This window comes from Flavobacterium mesophilum (assembly GCF_039581405.1).
GTDB lineage: Bacteria > Bacteroidota > Bacteroidia > Flavobacteriales > Flavobacteriaceae > Flavobacterium.
In genome coordinates this window covers 46,385-61,541 of sequence record NZ_JBCPXZ010000004.1, presented here as the reverse complement: position 1 = coordinate 61,541, position 15,157 = coordinate 46,385, and the positions used below count along the sequence as shown (strand labels likewise).

The 15,157-nt window shown below is 33.1% G+C and carries 16 protein-coding genes; 7 read left to right on the top strand and 9 right to left on the bottom strand.

The window, feature by feature from the left end; translation table 11 throughout:
• Positions 1-340 precede the first annotated feature (340 nt).
• Entirely contained in the window at positions 341-715 is a 375-nt protein-coding gene (locus AAYQ19_RS13490) for a hypothetical protein (RefSeq protein ID WP_343536922.1), read from the top strand.
• A gap of 148 nt (positions 716-863) precedes the next feature.
• Positions 864-1,616 (top strand): SDR family NAD(P)-dependent oxidoreductase, encoded by a 753-nt coding sequence (locus AAYQ19_RS13485; protein WP_343536921.1) that lies wholly within the window; start codon positions 864-866, stop codon positions 1,614-1,616.
• Positions 1,617-1,672: 56 nt separating this feature from the next.
• Here the strand turns inward: AAYQ19_RS13485 and AAYQ19_RS13480 are convergent, their stop codons facing one another.
• The 5 genes from AAYQ19_RS13480 to AAYQ19_RS13460 form a co-directional block, all read right to left on the bottom strand.
• Positions 1,673-2,200 (bottom strand): MepB family protein, encoded by a 528-nt coding sequence (locus tag AAYQ19_RS13480; protein WP_343536920.1) that lies wholly within the window; start codon positions 2,198-2,200, stop codon positions 1,673-1,675.
• Positions 2,201-2,290: 90 nt separating this feature from the next.
• A complete protein-coding gene (locus tag AAYQ19_RS13475) occupies positions 2,291-4,315 on the bottom strand; it encodes a hypothetical protein (RefSeq protein WP_343536919.1) in 2,025 nt (674 codons plus the stop codon).
• Positions 4,312-4,863, bottom strand: a complete 552-nt coding sequence (locus AAYQ19_RS13470) for an RNA polymerase sigma factor (protein WP_343536918.1) — start codon at positions 4,861-4,863, stop codon at positions 4,312-4,314. The genes AAYQ19_RS13475 and AAYQ19_RS13470 overlap by 4 nt, the downstream gene beginning before the upstream one ends.
• A gap of 49 nt (positions 4,864-4,912) precedes the next feature.
• On the bottom strand, positions 4,913-5,311 hold the full coding sequence (locus AAYQ19_RS13465) for a hypothetical protein (protein WP_343536917.1): 399 nt from the start codon (positions 5,309-5,311) through the stop codon (positions 4,913-4,915).
• A gap of 7 nt (positions 5,312-5,318) precedes the next feature.
• A complete protein-coding gene (locus AAYQ19_RS13460; RefSeq protein ID WP_343536916.1) occupies positions 5,319-6,194 on the bottom strand; it encodes a protease complex subunit PrcB family protein in 876 nt (291 codons plus the stop codon).
• A gap of 188 nt (positions 6,195-6,382) precedes the next feature.
• Here AAYQ19_RS13460 and AAYQ19_RS13455 point away from each other — a divergent pair, with 188 nt between their 5' ends.
• The 3 genes from AAYQ19_RS13455 (at position 6,383) to AAYQ19_RS13445 (ending at position 9,185) form a co-directional block, all read left to right on the top strand.
• Positions 6,383-7,756, top strand: coding sequence for a DNA recombination protein RmuC (locus tag AAYQ19_RS13455; RefSeq protein WP_343536914.1), 1,374 nt, complete (start codon positions 6,383-6,385; stop codon positions 7,754-7,756).
• A gap of 51 nt (positions 7,757-7,807) precedes the next feature.
• Positions 7,808-8,356: an acyl-CoA thioesterase gene (locus AAYQ19_RS13450; protein WP_343536912.1), complete on the top strand. Its 549-nt coding sequence runs from the start codon at positions 7,808-7,810 to the stop codon at positions 8,354-8,356.
• 289 nt (positions 8,357-8,645) lie between these two features.
• Positions 8,646-9,185: a YceI family protein gene (locus AAYQ19_RS13445; protein WP_343536911.1), complete on the top strand. Its 540-nt coding sequence runs from the start codon at positions 8,646-8,648 to the stop codon at positions 9,183-9,185.
• A gap of 91 nt (positions 9,186-9,276) precedes the next feature.
• Here the strand turns inward: AAYQ19_RS13445 and AAYQ19_RS13440 are convergent, their stop codons facing one another.
• Positions 9,277-10,188 (bottom strand): TIGR01777 family oxidoreductase, encoded by a 912-nt coding sequence (locus AAYQ19_RS13440; protein WP_343536910.1) that lies wholly within the window; start codon positions 10,186-10,188, stop codon positions 9,277-9,279.
• A 98-nt stretch (positions 10,189-10,286) separates the two neighbouring features.
• On the opposite strand from AAYQ19_RS13440, the gene AAYQ19_RS13435 reads away from it, so the two are divergent.
• Both AAYQ19_RS13435 and AAYQ19_RS13430 read left to right on the top strand, forming a co-directional pair.
• A complete protein-coding gene (locus AAYQ19_RS13435) occupies positions 10,287-10,949 on the top strand; it encodes a TetR family transcriptional regulator C-terminal domain-containing protein (RefSeq protein WP_343536909.1) in 663 nt (220 codons plus the stop codon).
• Positions 10,946-12,250: an ABC1 kinase family protein gene (locus AAYQ19_RS13430; RefSeq protein ID WP_343536908.1), complete on the top strand. Its 1,305-nt coding sequence runs from the start codon at positions 10,946-10,948 to the stop codon at positions 12,248-12,250. Before AAYQ19_RS13435 ends, AAYQ19_RS13430 begins: the two co-directional genes overlap by 4 nt.
• Positions 12,251-12,392: 142 nt before the next feature.
• Here AAYQ19_RS13430 and AAYQ19_RS13425 read toward each other — a convergent pair whose 3' ends face one another.
• From AAYQ19_RS13425 to AAYQ19_RS13415, 3 genes are all read right to left on the bottom strand, one after another.
• Positions 12,393-13,688: a cryptochrome/photolyase family protein gene (locus tag AAYQ19_RS13425; RefSeq protein WP_343536907.1), complete on the bottom strand. Its 1,296-nt coding sequence runs from the start codon at positions 13,686-13,688 to the stop codon at positions 12,393-12,395.
• A gap of 337 nt (positions 13,689-14,025) precedes the next feature.
• On the bottom strand, positions 14,026-14,535 hold the full coding sequence (locus tag AAYQ19_RS13420; RefSeq protein ID WP_343536906.1) for an SRPBCC family protein: 510 nt from the start codon (positions 14,533-14,535) through the stop codon (positions 14,026-14,028).
• A 39-nt stretch (positions 14,536-14,574) separates the two neighbouring features.
• Positions 14,575-15,015 carry a sterol desaturase family protein gene (locus tag AAYQ19_RS13415; RefSeq protein WP_343536904.1) on the bottom strand — a complete coding sequence of 147 codons (441 nt, stop codon included), beginning with the start codon at positions 15,013-15,015 and terminating at the stop codon, positions 14,575-14,577.
• Positions 15,016-15,157 lie beyond the last annotated feature (142 nt).

Sequence of the window (15,157 nt, the reverse complement as noted above, 5' to 3'; positions counted from 1 at the left end):
TGCCTTCAATTTTTTTAACCATTGATACACAAACCAAATTACGGTTATGCCAAAAACAGCAAGTAGAAGAGTATAATAGTTTTGAAAAAAATCATGAAAATAACTTCCAATGAAAATATAAATCGAAGCCATGCATAATTTTATCAGAATGAATTCGGCGTTTGACCAACAAGTTTTTATTTTAAAGAAATTCATAATAATGAGCATTAAGTTGTTATAATTAAAGGTAATGAATTTCCAAAAAAAAGATGGCAATTATAAAACAAAAGCAGTGTGAAGCCATAAAATTTCCTATCTACAAATTCGTAATATTATAATACGAATTCAAAATTATAATATTATGGAAACGAATAATTTAGGGACAAAAAAAATGAACGGAGTCCAGAAAAATATTGATGAAGTAAAAGGGAAAAACATATCACATGACTCGAAATATGATCAGGCAAATTTGGAACAAGAAGTGGTAACGGATGAAAAAGGGGCAAAGGAAATTGTGGATCGTGCAAGAAATGTAAATGAAGAAATCGAGAAAGTTGCTGATAGCGTAAATCCAAACAATCCAAATGCAAATCGCGGTGTGGCAACAGATGAAGAAGCTCAAAAAACAGTTGAAAATAAAGATCGAAATTCTGATATCACTCCAAATCGGTATCCAAATTCAAATCCAGAAAGTCATGAAGATCGAGGAAATATGAAATTGGACGAAGAACATTAAATACGAATTTTTCCGCAGCTATTCGTCAATTTATCATCAAATAACATTTGATTGGCATATCAGGTTAATGTTATGCTAAACTGAGATTTTACGGCTTCTAACCATTAATATCTTCGTAAATTGTAGAAGCAATTTAAATTTTTAGAATATGGCACTTTTAGAAAACAAAGTAGCTTTTGTATCTGGTGGAGGTTCCGGAATTGGACGCGCTGTTGCAGAAGCCTATGCTCGAGAAGGGGCAAAAGTTGTTCTTTCAGATATTAATGTTGAACATGGCGAAGAAACCGTACAAATGATTAAAGATAGTGGAGGGGAAGCCTTTTTTGTGAAAGGTGACTCATCGAGTGCAAGTGACAACAAACATATGGTTGAAGTTGTGGTTTCAAAATATGGACGCCTAGATATTGCCTGCAATAATGCGGGAATGGGTGGGCCTGCAAAACCAACCGGTGAATATGAACCAGAAGCCTGGGATCGCGTTATTGCACTTAATTTAAGCGGTGTTTTTTATGCTTGCCGATATCAATTAGAGCAAATGGAAAAAAATGGTGGTGGAAGCATTGTGAATATCGCTTCAATTCATGGTCAGGTTGCTGCGCCAAATAGCCCTGCTTATACAGCCTCAAAACATGGGGTGGTAGGTTTGACTAAAAATATCGCTGCTGAATATGCGTTGAAAAACATTCGTTGTAATGCAGTTGGCCCAGGTTATATTGAAACTGCTTTGTTGAAAGATAATCTGACTCAAAATTTAATGGATGCCGTTGCGGCAAAAGCACCAATGAATCGATTAGGAACTGCTCAAGAAGTTGCAGATTTGGTTGTATTTCTAAGCTCTGAAAAATCGTCGTTCACGACAGGAAGTTATATTATTGCAGATGGAGGTTATACTGCAGTTTAAATTTTAGCATAAAAATGAAAAAGGCTGTCTAGAAAAATAGACAGCCTTTTTTTGTATTAATAGGCAATCAATTTTTTAAAAACATCAAAATCAGGATCTGGAACTATTGGATAAAAATATTCCAATTGCCATTGTTGTGATTTTTTTGCTTGTTTGCTCTCAGTTTCATCCCAAGGCGGATAAACTCTGATAGCTCTTTTTCCTTCGTGAGTCTTGGAAGAAAAAATGAATTTTTCCAGTAAAACATTTTTTGGAAAGATAAATTGTCCCAAAAGATCATCTTTGCGGACACTTATGATCACAAAATCAATAGCATCAGAATGATCAAAAGGTTCAATCACTCCAAGTCGGCTTCGTTTCCACAAAGTGACAAACTGCCCAGTTTTTGCTGGAGTAATTTTAGCCTCACGATAACAAATGTGTTTTTCATTCATCAGGAAACGATACGCACTATAATCTAGGCTCTCGCTTTCCTGCTGTGGCTGGGTGCAATCAAAATCAAAGCAATCATAAACCAATTCTTTGGCTAAAATTAAATCCTGGGGGAAAGATTTGTGGTTGGACCAATGGTTTTTTACGATCATTTTGAGAAGACTGGCTTTTAGGCTTGTTTTCAAAATTATGTAGGTTTAGGGGGTTACTTAGATTTGGGTTTTAAATGGTTAATAATTTATTTAAAATGAAACATTCAATCCAAAGTTCAATCCCAATTGGAATTGATTGAAAGACTGAGTGCTCAAAGGGTTAATGTAATAATTCATAGCTGGTTCTACAAAAACATTTGTTTTTTTATAAACGCGATATTGTATGGTACTGCTTAAAGTTGAACCGTATACAAAATCATTTGCATTTTCGTTTTGACCAATCGAATTTCCGTCAAGAGCAATATTGTTTGAAATTAACTTTCCAACAAAACCTCCAGTATTTAAACTGATGCTCGCTTTGTTTTTAGAAAAAACAGCATACGAAACTTCTAACGGCATTTCGATATATTTTAAGCTTTGATCTATATTACCAGTCTGAATGTTGTTGCTTGCTAGCGCATTCCTTGTGGTATTAGAAACCAGTACGTAACCTTCGTTTGTTGCAATTTGTGGAACAGTTGCGTTTTGAACTAAATAATCGCTCGTTCCTAAAAATGCATTATTTTTCGTGCTAATATAGGAAACATTTGCTACACTTTGACCTAATTCATTTATTTTAAATCCAGAACCCACTGCCCATTTCTTGTTGAGCTTGTATTTTGTTTTTACCCCGAAACTATTGCTTTGTTTTGAATCGTTGACATTCCCTAGTGTTTTGTCGTTTTTATAGTTTTCTGAATTGGCAACTCCAGCAAAAACTTCAAGTGCCCATTTTTCAGCATTTGTTGTTTTTGGATCTTTCTTTTTTTCTTTTTTTGCCTCAGGAGTTATAATTCCTTTTTCCAGATTTTGAAGTTCTGCCAATTGTACAGAATCTTTTTTGCTTAAAACATCATTGAATTTTGAATTGCTTTTTTGTGTATTGTCAGCAATCGCTTTTTCTGATTTTTGATCCTTGATTATCGTTTCATTTTTGTTTTCAGAAACAGCATTTTGTTTGTTGCTTTCCGTTTTTGTCGAATTAAAAGCAACATTGTTTTTGTTTGAATTCACATTGCTTTCAAAAATAGAATTTGGAAGCTGATTTTTTGAAGCATTGTTAAATGAATTCGTGCTTTTACCTGTAAAGGTTTTTTCTGCTACAACCTTGTCAAGATTTCTTTTTTCATTTTCAGAAAACTGATTTTTGTTTGCAGAATTAAATGCATTCTGTTTTTGTGGCGAATAATTTTTTAAGGCTAAAGCTTCGTTTGAATTTTTCTTTCCAGCATTTAGATTTTGATTTCCAGAAGTCGCAAATTGATTTTTATTTGATGAATTAAATGCATTCTGTTTTCCTGAATCGTAATTTTTAGAAGCAATAGTCTGATTCGGTTTTTGATTTCCAGAAGTATTGAACTGATTTTTGTCAGATGAATTAAATGCGTTCTGTTTTCCTGAATCGTAATTTTTAGAAGCAACTGCTTGATTTGATTTTTGATTTTCAGAAGTATTAAACTGATTTTTATCAGATGAATTAAATGAATTCTGTTTTCCTGAATCATAATTTTTAACTGCAACAGCTTGAGTTGTTTTTTGATTTCCAGAAGCAGAGAACTGATTTTTATTTCCATTAACTGTAGTTCCTTCAGCAACAGCTTGATTCGAATTATTTGCTGAATTTGATTTTGAAACTACTGTTTTTGAACTATTAGAAGTTTTGGAATCAATATTTGCAACCGCAGTTTCTTCAACTGAATTTTTATCTGAATGATGAACAGGATTTGAAATGTTTTCAGAATCAGGATTTACAATTCCGTTTTTAGTTGTTTCAGAATCTTGATTTCCTTTTGAAGTTGCGTTTTTATGAGTTTCGTTATTTTTATTTTCGTCAAGAACTACCTTGTTTTTTTCTACGGCATTTCCGGTGCCAATTTTATTGCCAGAATCAGACAAAGCCATAGGAAGTGATAAGCATAATAACAAACATGCTGCCGCCGACCACCAAAGAATAGCTCGCTTTTTCTTTTTAGGTTTATCTAGTTTTTCCTCAATACCAGCCCAAAGTTCTGGTGGCGGAACACTCGAAAAGTCTTCCATTGATGAAAAAATATCTTCTATTTTTTGCTTTTTCATGCTGTTTTAAAATTTTTTATGCTCAAAATCCTTTTCTGCAAAATGCCCTTTGCTCTATTTAAATTTGATTTTGATGTTCCTTCTGAAATCTTCAATAATTCGGCTATTTCCTTATGCTTCATGTGTTCAAAAACATATAAGTTGAAAACCGTCCGGTATTGATCGGGCAAATCCCGTATGTATTCTAATAATTTTTCTTTCTCAATCGGAATTGTTTCTAATTCTTCTTCTTCGATAAAATCAGTATCAGGATCAAAAACATCTAAAAAGAAACTTTCTTTTTTCTTCTTGTTTAAAGTTTCAATAAGCTTGTTGATGAAAATTCGCTTCATCCAGCCTTCAAAACTTCCTTCAAATTTATATTGGCTTATTTTCTGAAAAACGATCACAAATGCTTCCTGGAAAACATCTTTTGCGTCATCTTCATTTTTCATATACTTTAAGCAAATACCATATAGAACCGGAGAAAACAGCTGATAGATTTTCAGCTGTCCTTCTCGGTTATTCTGCATGCATTGCTTGATGTATTTTTCTAAATCGTCTTTCAAAAAGTGGTATTGTTTGGTTTTGCAAAAATAGTTTTTAAAACTTAAAAAACTATCTTTTAAAGATGCTTCGTGCCGCATCTTGATTATTGCTTACAATGGTTAGGTTTTGATTGTCAAGGTTTTCTATGACGTATGTTTTCCCCTCGAAGGTAATTAAGTCATGTTCTAACTGATCAGAAAAACCAATTCCTTTTCCTACTTCATAACTGCTGTTTCTAATTTCTACATCATTTTTATAAGTAATAACTCTTCCGTTTGAGGTGAAGATTACTTTTTTAGTAAAACCAGCTGTTTTTGGTGTTGCCGTGTATGGATTGCTCGCGCCTCCAACAGATTTTTCCCAAATCCATGTATTTACAATCGATACTGAATTTATTTTTGAAGCATCAATTGAATAAGCATTAGAAAAAAGTCCAAAGACAATAAGAAATAAAAAATGTTTCTTCATGATCAGATTATTTTAAACTTGTGATTTTATCTTTAATCGCTTTTTTGAAAGTCTTGATATCCTCGCTTTGATCTGCTGTATCGTTGTTGTCAATGAATATTTTAGTTACAGAAGCGCCTTGTTTTAATTGGAAGAAAATACCACCTTGATCTGCTGAGTCAGGAGATCCAAATGTTTTAGTTTGCCCTTTTAGGAGGTAAATTTCTGCTGGAATAGATTTAGCAAATGTTGTAAATTCATTTCTTTTTGTTTTAGCGAAATATGCAGATTGCTCAAAATTGAAGTTTCCAGGCGCTGTACTAACTAATTTCAAAATGTTGTAATCATTTAACTGAAAGAAATTTTGACAATCAGATCCTGTACATTCTCCAAAATAACTTCCAATGATAATATTGTCTTGGCTTTCATTTGTTTTGTTGAAAATGATTGTTTTATTTGATTTTGGAATCAAAATAAAATCTGAAGGATAGGTTGGAGTTGATGATGTCGTTTCACCAGATTGAGGACCACTTTCAAAATAATTGATTACAATTTCGCAGTTGTTTTGAACCACCGATGTCATTTTTATAGAATAACCGCTAGTTGATTTTACACCTGCAAAAATACCCACTAACATGTTTTTAGTGAAATCAATAGTCGGGTCAGTAGCGACTGGGCAAGTATTTTCGTGTTTAGTAAAAAGAGCAGTCATTTTATCCTCGCTTGTCACAACTACAGCAACAGGATTATTAGGCAACGTTTTAACTGCGTAATTGCATAAAAGAGGATAACCTGCAAAAGGTACTTCAACATTAGCGCCACAATCCATATTTACACCATCATTTCCAAGTGAGCACCCGCTCAATCCAAAAGCTATAAACAAGCTCAACATTAATTTTTTCATTATATTATTTTAATAGGTTATATACTGTAGATGGCTGAGGTTTAAAATGGTTGCGTCGAAAATATTTTTTTCTTCAATTTTTTTAAAATGTTTGTTTAATTTAGAATGCACACGAATTAGTGAAATTTTAATTTTAAAAAATCAGAACTACGTATTATTGCGTACTTTTACTTAAAAAAAACTTAGTTATGTTTGACTTTCTCCCAATTCTACTGGCTTTTATTGTTGCATTGTTTTTAGGTATTTACTTAGGAAAGCAACTGATGTCAGCCAAATCACAAACCGAAAAAGTAAGTTTGGAAGAGAAATTAAATGCAAACTTAAATCAGCTGCAGTTGCAAAAAGAGCAATTTGAAAGTGAAAGAAATAATTTTCAGAAACAGGTTCAAGTAATTAATTCTGAAAAAGAAAATATTAGAACTGAGAAAGACAGTCTGGCGATTCAGCTTTCAAAAAAGGAAGTTGATTTTGAAAATTTATGGGAACGTCATAAAGAGCAAAAAGTTGAAATAACCGAACTACAAGAAAAGTTCACCAAAGAATTTGAAAATCTCGCCAATAAAATTCTCGAAGAAAAGTCGGCTAAATTTACCGAGCAGAACAGCGAAAACATGAAAAGTATTTTGTTGCCGTTACAAGATAAAATTCAAGGATTTGAGAAAAAGGTAGAGCAAACGCATAAAGAAAGTATTGATTATCATGCTGCTTTACGCCAACAGATTATTGGTTTAAGCGAAATGAATGCCCAAATGAGCAAGGAAACGCTGAATTTGACCAAAGCCTTAAAAGGCGATACAAAAATGCAAGGAAATTGGGGCGAGCTAGTTTTAGAGCGTGTTTTAGAAAAATCAGGTTTAGAAAAAGGCAGAGAATATGAAGTGCAGCAAAGTTTTACAAATACGGAAGGAACCCGTGTTTTGCCTGATGTTGTAATTAATTTGCCTGACGGAAAAAAGATGATTGTCGATTCTAAAGTTTCGCTAGTGGCGTACGAAAAATGGATCAACGAAGAATCGGAAATATTGAAGATTGATTTTCTGAAAGAGCACGTTAGTTCAATAAAAAGACATGTTGAACAACTTGGAAATAAAAATTACCATGATTTGTACCAAATGGAAAGTCCAGATTTTGTATTGCTTTTTATTCCGATTGAGCCGGCTTTTGCCATTGCTCTAAACGAAGATTCGACTTTATATAATAGAGCTTTCGATAAAAATATTGTGATTGTGACGCCAAGTACTTTGTTAGCTACTTTGAGAACGATAGACAGTATGTGGACGAATCAAAAACAACAAGAAAATGCTTTTGAAATTGCCAGACAAGCAGGAGCACTCTACGATAAATTTGAAGGTTTTGTAACAGATTTAGTTCGAATTGGGAATAAAATCAAAGACACCAAAACCGAATATGAAAGCGCCATGAACAAATTAGTTGACGGAAAAGGAAATCTAATTTCAAGCGTTGAAAGGCTTAAAAAGATGGGAGCAAAGGCAAAAAAATCGCTTCCAGAAAATATTATTGCAAGAGCTTCAAATGAAGACGAAAATCAACTTTTGAATTAGAAATTAGATTTAACATAAACCAGAATAACACAAAATAATACCAAAAAAAGCATGACTACAGATTTTAAACCCGTTTCTTCATCAAAAATTAGCATATCCGAATTAATGTTGCCATCGCATACCAATTTTAGCGGTAAAATTCACGGAGGGTATATTCTACAATTGCTGGATCAGATTGCTTTTGCCTCAGCATCAAAATTTTGTGGCAATTATTGTGTGACTGCTTCGGTAGATACAGTGAACTTTTTAAAACCGATTGAAGTTGGTGAATTGGTTACTATGAAAGCTTCAGTAAATTATGTGGGAAGAAGTTCAATGGTTGTGGGCATTCGTGTAGAGGCGGAGCACATTCAAACGGGAGTGATAAAACATTGTAATTCATCATATTTTACAATGGTTGCCAAAGATAAAGACGGAAAAAGCGTTCAGGTTCCAGGGCTTATTTTGTCCAATCTTGATGAGGTGCGCCGTTTTAGAAAAGCGATCAAACATATCGAAATCAAAAAAGAAATCGAAGAACACGAGAAGATTGCCAATATTAGTTCGATTGAAGATTTGGCAAGCCTAGAGAAGTATAATGTGCTTTTAGAAATCAGCTAAAAAAATGTAAGATGTAAGATGTGAAATGCGAGAAGGGAAAATTTTGTACTTTCTCACATTTTACATTTTTACAATACTCATTTTACTGCCCAAAATATTCACAAATTTTTAGGAATAGTTGAGCAACTTTGTACCTAGAAATTTCGTAACTTTAAGTATATATTTATTCGGTTATGAAATATTCACGGAGTACTGCCATTCTATTTTTTTAAGCCTTTATCTTAAGTTCTGATATTTCTCTTCTTAAAATAAAAAAATCGAATGACATAATTGTTTAATGCTGACGATTATGAAAAGAACTACTTTATTAATTTTACTTTTTACTGCATTTTCTTTGTTTGCTCAAGAAAAATTTAAAACCAATACAGCGGTTGTGAATTTTGAAGCTTCGGTTCCTTTTTTTGAAGAAGTAAAAGCGGTAAATAAGCTCGGAACGCTTGTTCTGGAACCTGAAAGCAGTACGCTAATTTGTACTGTTGTAATCAAAGATTTTCGATTTAAAATGGATTTGATGCAAGAGCATTTTAATGATAATTATATTGAAAGCCATCGTTATCCAAAAGCCGTTTTTAAAGGAAAAATCGAAAAATTTGATTTAAAAAATATTGATGAAACCGAAAAAGAATATGATATCAAGGGGAAATTATACCTGCACGGAAAATCAAAAATAATCGCCGTTAAAGCGATGATGAAGCGAGTTCCTGAAGGAATCCAGATTGTTTCAAATTTTCCGATTTCAGTAGAAGATTTTAATATTGAAATTCCTTATGTCGTGGCAAACAAAATATCAAAAACAGTCAATACCGATTTAACGGGAATCATGAAATAAAAAATGACTCAGATTTCCAAAATTCTTTAGACTTTAAAATAAATGGGTAGCAGCATATCGGCCTCAAGAATTTATAGAATCTGAGTCGTTTTTAATGCAAACAACTTAAAAGTGTTTTTTCTAGATCAGTAAATTGGAATTCAAATCCTGTTTTTTGGATTTTTTGAGAAGAAACACGTTGTCCTTTTAAAACCGCTTTGCTCATTTCTCCTAGCGTTAATTTCAGGAAAAAAGCAGGTATTTTTGGCAACCAAATCGAATAGCCTAAAATAGTAGCCAATGTTTTTGAAAACCCAAAGTTTGTAGTGTTATCTGTAATGCACGCATTATAAGCGCCGTGCATGTGTTCATCTATAATTGCTTTCAGATAAATTTCGGATAAATCGTCAATATGAATCCAAGGCAAATATTGTTTTCCTGTTCCTAAAACAGCTCCAAAACCTGCTTTAAAACTCGGAACCACTTTTTTCAGAAAGCCTTCGTCTTTTCCAAATACAATTCCGGTTCGCACTTTTACAGTCCGAATTCCTAATGTATTTATTTTGTCTATTTTGCTTTCCCATTCTTGGCAAGTTCTTCCTAAAAAATCGTTTGCTGGAGGTGTTTCTTCGATACAAATTTTATGACTCGTAACAGCGCCATAAATCCCAACTGCTGATGCAGAAATGAATCCGTTTAAGGTTTTGTTGTTTTCTTCTAAAATTGAAAAGATAAGTTCAATAGGTTTTGTACGGCTTTCTAAAATTGCTCTTTTGCGTTTTTTTGTCCATCTTTTTTCTACAATTCCTTCGCCCGCAAGGTGCACAATATAATCGGCTTTTAAAATGGCTTCTTTTTCAATGAAATTCTTTTTCAAATCCCATTTGTAATAGGTTATCGATGGCGTATCTTTTCGTTCTTCTCTGCTCAAAATAGACACCGAAAAGCCGTTGTCGATAAGAACATCTGTTAGATGTTTACCCACAAATCCGCTTCCGCCGGTAAGCAAAACATTTTGAGCCATAATAGTTTATAATATATTTAACAGTACTTCTTGTTTAAGAATAAGTAAAGGTACTTAAACAATGTTTACCTTTATGGCAAATTCTAAATTTTAATAAAATGGCGACTAAAAAAAAGGTAATTACCAAAGATGATATCGTTTCAAAATATATGGATGAAGTTTTGGAAAAAGGCCAAAAACCAAAATCAGTTTATCATTTTGCAAAAGAAAATGATTTTACAGAAGCTGAGTTTTATACTTTTTTTGGAACATTAGAAGGTTTAGAAAAAGAAATATTCCGACTGTTTTTTGAAAACACGGTGAATCTGCTTCACAAAAATGAAGAATATCAGCAATATGATATGAAGAATAAAATGCTGAGTTTCTACTATACTTTCTTTGAGATTTTGACAGCAAACAGAAGTTATGTTTTGCAATCGCTTAAAATCGACAGAAACCCGCTTAAAAATTTAGTGCAATTGACTTCGCTCAGAAATAGTTTTAAAGAATATGTTTCTGAAATTCTGACTGATGATTATAGATTGGAACAAGAAAAACTTCAAAAATTTCAAGAAAGCGCTATTCAGGAATCAGCTTGGTTGCAATTAATGCTGACCATTAAATTCTGGATGGATGATGAATCTGCCGCTTTTGAGAAAACCGATATTTTTATCGAAAAATCAGTTAATGCTTCATTCGAATTGATGAATGTTGCGCCAATGAATCATTTGATAGATCTTGGAAAATTTCTGTTCAAAGAAAAAATCTACAGCAAACAATGAAAACAATCGATTATATCCCAACTTCAAAAATAGAAAGAGCAGGAAAACTGGTTCAAACCGGCGCCAAAATTGGTGTAAACTATGTAAAGCATTATGCCGAGAAAATTGTAAATCCAGATTTGACGCGTGATAAACTAAACGAAAACAACGCCGAAGATATTTATGACGGACTAAAAAGCTTAAAGGGAAGTGCTCTTAAAGTAGCCCAAATGCTGAGTATGGACAAGAATTTCTTGCCTCAGGCTTATGTGGAGAAATTTTCGCTTTCGCAGTTTTCAGTTCCACCGCTTTCTGCACCTTTGGTTTTAAAAACATTTAAAAGCAATTTCGGAAAAACGCCTTATGAAATTTTTGACGAATTCAATCCAAATTCTGTAAATGCGGCAAGTATTGGGCAAGTTCATTTGGCAAAGAAAAATGACAAAAAACTAGCCGTTAAAATTCAATATCCTGGGGTTGCCAATAGTATTTCTTCTGATTTGGCTTTGGTAAAACCAATTGCCATCAGAATGTTTAATTTGCAAGGAAAAGATTCGGATAAATATTTTAAAGAAGTTGAAGACAAACTAATTGAGGAAACAAACTATTTGTTGGAACTAAAACAAAGCCAAGAAGTTGTTGATGCTTGCAACAAAATAGAAAATATCATTTTTCCGAATTATTATCCGGAGTTTTCATCGGAGAAAATTATCACAATGGATTGGATGACGGGAATTCATCTTTCTGAATTTACAGCAAAAAATGCAGATCAGGAAGTCGGAGACAAAATAGGGCAGGCGCTTTGGGATTTTTATATGTACCAAATTCATGTTTTACGAAAAGTTCATGCCGATCCGCATCCTGGTAATTTTTTAGTTGATGATCAAAATCAGTTGATTGCTTTAGATTTTGGATGTATGAAACAAATTCCGAATGATTTTTACACGCCATATTTTGAGCTAATCAATAAAAATGTGATTACAGATGAAGCGTTATTTAATAAAAAGTTATTTGAATTAGAAATTCTTCGTGAAGACGATTCGCCTGCAGAAATTGAATATTTTACCGAAATGTTTCATGATTTATTGTCGCTTTTTACCAGACCTTTTCAAAATGAAACTTTCGATTTTGCCGATGAAACTTTCTTTAACGCGATAGCCGAATTAGGAAAACGTTTTTCAGAAGATACCAACTTGAAAAAAATGAACGGAAATCGTGGTTCTAAGCACTTTATTTACATGAATCGTACTTTCTTTGGTTTGTACAATTTAATGTTCGATTTGAAGGCTAAAATTGTCGTGGAGAATTATTTGAAATACTAAAGTCTGTTTGTTTTGTTTCAGGTTTAAAGTTTCAAGTTGCACACTGAGCGTCTTCACTTTGTGATCCTTCGATTTCGCTCAGGAAGACAAAGATTTTGTTTAATCTAATAACGTGAAACTTTAAACCTGAAACAAAAAAAAACTATTTCAAAATCCCTGCTTTATAAGTCGCAATCGCACGATCTCGCGCAAATGCATGATCAACCATAGGTTCTGGATAGCCAAAATCAAATTCAGGAATCCATTTGCGAATATATTCCCCTTTTTCATCAAATTTCTTTTGTTGGATTTCGGGATTAAAAACTCTGAAATACGGCGCGGCGTCGCAACCAGTTCCAGCCGCCCATTGCCAGTTTCCTACATTGGATGCCAATTCAAAATCCAAAAGTTTTTCGGCAAAATATGCTTCGCCCCATTGCCAGTTGATGAGCAAATGTTTGCATAAAAAACTTGCCACAACCATTCGTACGCGATTGTGCATATAGCCGGTTTCATTAAGCTGACGCATTCCTGCATCGACCATTGGGTAGCCTGTTGTTCCTGAACACCAGCGTTTGAAATCTTCTTCGTTATTGCGCCACTGAATTCCGTCATAATTGGATTTGAAATTATGATTGACGCAGTTTGGAAAGCTGAACAGAATTTGAATAAAGAATTCACGCCAAATCAATTCACTCAAAAATGTTTGATTTTTTCGGTTGGCCCAATTTACTAATTTTCGAATGCTGACCGTTCCAAAACGTAAATGGGGAGATAAATATGAAGTACTATCTAAAGCTGGAAAATCCCTAGTTTCTTTATAATTGGCTATTTGAGTCAAGTTATGTGGAAGGACTTGTATGGAACTTCTTTCAAAACCAATTTCTGATAAATCAGGAAATTTGAAATTATTTTCCGCAAAATTAGAATGAAATGGTACCGAATCATATTCTGGTGCTGAACCTAAAAAATGATATTTTTCCAGCCATTTATTTTTATAAGGCGTGTAAACCGTATAAGGATTTCCGTCAGCCTTTGTAATTTCTTTTTTTTCAAATATTACGTGGTCTTTATATGAAAAAGTTTCAATGTGGTTTTCTTTTAATAAAGCTGAAATTGCTGTGTCACGTTTGATGGCAAAAGGTTCGTAATCTTTGTTGAAGAAAACATTTTGAATGTCAAATTCTGCAATAAGCGATTTCCAAACGTCTTTTGTTTTTCCTTTTTTGATTAAAATGGAAGAACTAAATTTATTTAATTCCGAATTTATTTTTTCAAGCGAATCATAAATGAAAGTTACTCTAGCATCATTTTTTGGAAGATTATCCAAAATATCATCATCAAAAATAAAAAGAGGAACAACAGGAAAGTCGGATTGCAAGGCATGGAATAATCCAGTGTTGTCTTCTAACCGCAAATCGCGTCTGAACCAGAAAAGAGTAACTTTTTGTTTTGTCATTGTTTTATGTGAATTTTTTAGTGATTACGATAAAAAGATTTTTGTTTCAAGTAAATTCTTTTGATTTATGCAAAAATCTCCGCAAATCTTTTAAGCGCAATCAAAATCTGCTATATCTGCCAAATCTGCGAGAGAAAAATATAGCCATAGATTTAAAAAGATTTAAAAAGATTTTTTATCTCTTGTATGCAATTTTTAAACACATAGAAACATAGTTTTGTTTTCTTAAAAGATTGTAGAAAGAAACTGGTTTCTAACACATAGCTATGTGTATATATGTGCGTGAAACGCCTTTTTCAGTTTAGAAATTCTATGATTCTATGTGTTTAAATGATATTTAAACGCTCTTTTGCTCAGCATGAATCTTTATTATTTTAGGCTGTGATTTTGAATTGAACAATTCCTCGATTTTGTTATAACGGAAATCAAAAATGGTTTTCAGTTTGTTTTTTACCACAAACCGATTCATAATTCGGCCTAAGATTCCGAGTGGGAGTGCATAATGAACTATGTCTGTCATTTTGGTTCCTCCATCAGAAGTTCGCTCAAAAAAGTGTTTGTGATGCCACAACTTATAAGGTCCAAAACGCTGTACGTCTATAAAATAGTGGTTTTCTTTACAAGCTGTAATTTCAGTAACCCAGGAAATCTTGATTCCTAAAAGTGGTCGTAAAGTATAGGTTATAATTTGTCCGTGATACATTCGTTTTTCATCGAAATCTTTAATTTCGAAATTCATATTGTCAAGCGTGATCGTCTGAAGGTTTTTTGGACTCGAGAAAAAATCCCAGCAATCTTCTACGCTGGCATTTACATATTGAACGGTTGCTATTTTGTATAATTTCATTTTCTTGCTGATTCAATTGTTACAAATGGCTTTTTAAAGCTACATTTTATAATACTTAAACGGTACAAACAACATTCCGAAACATTCTCCTTTTTCCTTATTTAAGTGTTTATGATGTATTTTATGTGCTTTTCTGAGTCCGATGAGGTATTTGTTTTTAGTGTTTTTGAACCACTTAAAACGCTGATGAATCAAAACATCGTGAATCAAAAAGTAACAGGCACCGTAAAGCGTAATGCCGCAAGCAATAAAAAACAAATAATTGAATCCGCCCTGAACACCAAAGTAAAACAAGATGATACTCGGAACCGCAAAAATGACAAAGAAAATATCATTGCGCTCAAAAGTATGCTCGTATTTTGGCTGATGATGATCGGCGTGAAAATACCACATAAATCCGTGCATTACATATTTGTGCGTGAGCCAAGTAACACATTCCATGAACAGAAAAACGCTTAAAAAGATTAAAAAAGAAATCATTTTATAATGTTGATGTTTTAAAATTATAATTTTATTTTTTTCGAGTTTAGCTTTAAATTATAAAAGATTAACTCAAAAAATATTTTATTAAGTCTGCAATTCCTTCAATCTTGTCATTCCGAGGAACGAGGAATCTCCACAA

Bases quoted from the DNA above. Each gene is read 5' to 3' on its own strand.
- AAYQ19_RS13490 (WP_343536922.1), top strand. From the start codon at position 341: ATGGAAACGAATAATTTAGGGACAAAAAAAATGAACGGAGTCCAGAAA.
- AAYQ19_RS13485 (WP_343536921.1), top strand. From the start codon at position 864: ATGGCACTTTTAGAAAACAAAGTAGCTTTTGTATCTGGTGGAGGTTCC.
- AAYQ19_RS13480 (WP_343536920.1), bottom strand. From the start codon at position 2,200: ATGATCGTAAAAAACCATTGGTCCAACCACAAATCTTTCCCCCAGGAT.
- AAYQ19_RS13475 (WP_343536919.1), bottom strand. From the start codon at position 4,315: ATGAAAAAGCAAAAAATAGAAGATATTTTTTCATCAATGGAAGACTTT.
- AAYQ19_RS13465 (WP_343536917.1), bottom strand. From the start codon at position 5,311: ATGAAGAAACATTTTTTATTTCTTATTGTCTTTGGACTTTTTTCTAAT.
- AAYQ19_RS13460 (WP_343536916.1), bottom strand. From the start codon at position 6,194: ATGAAAAAATTAATGTTGAGCTTGTTTATAGCTTTTGGATTGAGCGGG.
- AAYQ19_RS13455 (WP_343536914.1), top strand. From the start codon at position 6,383: ATGTTTGACTTTCTCCCAATTCTACTGGCTTTTATTGTTGCATTGTTT.
- AAYQ19_RS13450 (WP_343536912.1), top strand. From the start codon at position 7,808: ATGACTACAGATTTTAAACCCGTTTCTTCATCAAAAATTAGCATATCC.
- AAYQ19_RS13445 (WP_343536911.1), top strand. From the start codon at position 8,646: ATGAAAAGAACTACTTTATTAATTTTACTTTTTACTGCATTTTCTTTG.
- AAYQ19_RS13440 (WP_343536910.1), bottom strand. From the start codon at position 10,188: ATGGCTCAAAATGTTTTGCTTACCGGCGGAAGCGGATTTGTGGGTAAA.
- AAYQ19_RS13435 (WP_343536909.1), top strand. From the start codon at position 10,287: ATGGCGACTAAAAAAAAGGTAATTACCAAAGATGATATCGTTTCAAAA.
- AAYQ19_RS13430 (WP_343536908.1), top strand. From the start codon at position 10,946: ATGAAAACAATCGATTATATCCCAACTTCAAAAATAGAAAGAGCAGGA.
- AAYQ19_RS13425 (WP_343536907.1), bottom strand. From the start codon at position 13,688: ATGACAAAACAAAAAGTTACTCTTTTCTGGTTCAGACGCGATTTGCGG.
- AAYQ19_RS13420 (WP_343536906.1), bottom strand. From the start codon at position 14,535: ATGAAATTATACAAAATAGCAACCGTTCAATATGTAAATGCCAGCGTA.
- AAYQ19_RS13415 (WP_343536904.1), bottom strand. From the start codon at position 15,015: ATGATTTCTTTTTTAATCTTTTTAAGCGTTTTTCTGTTCATGGAATGT.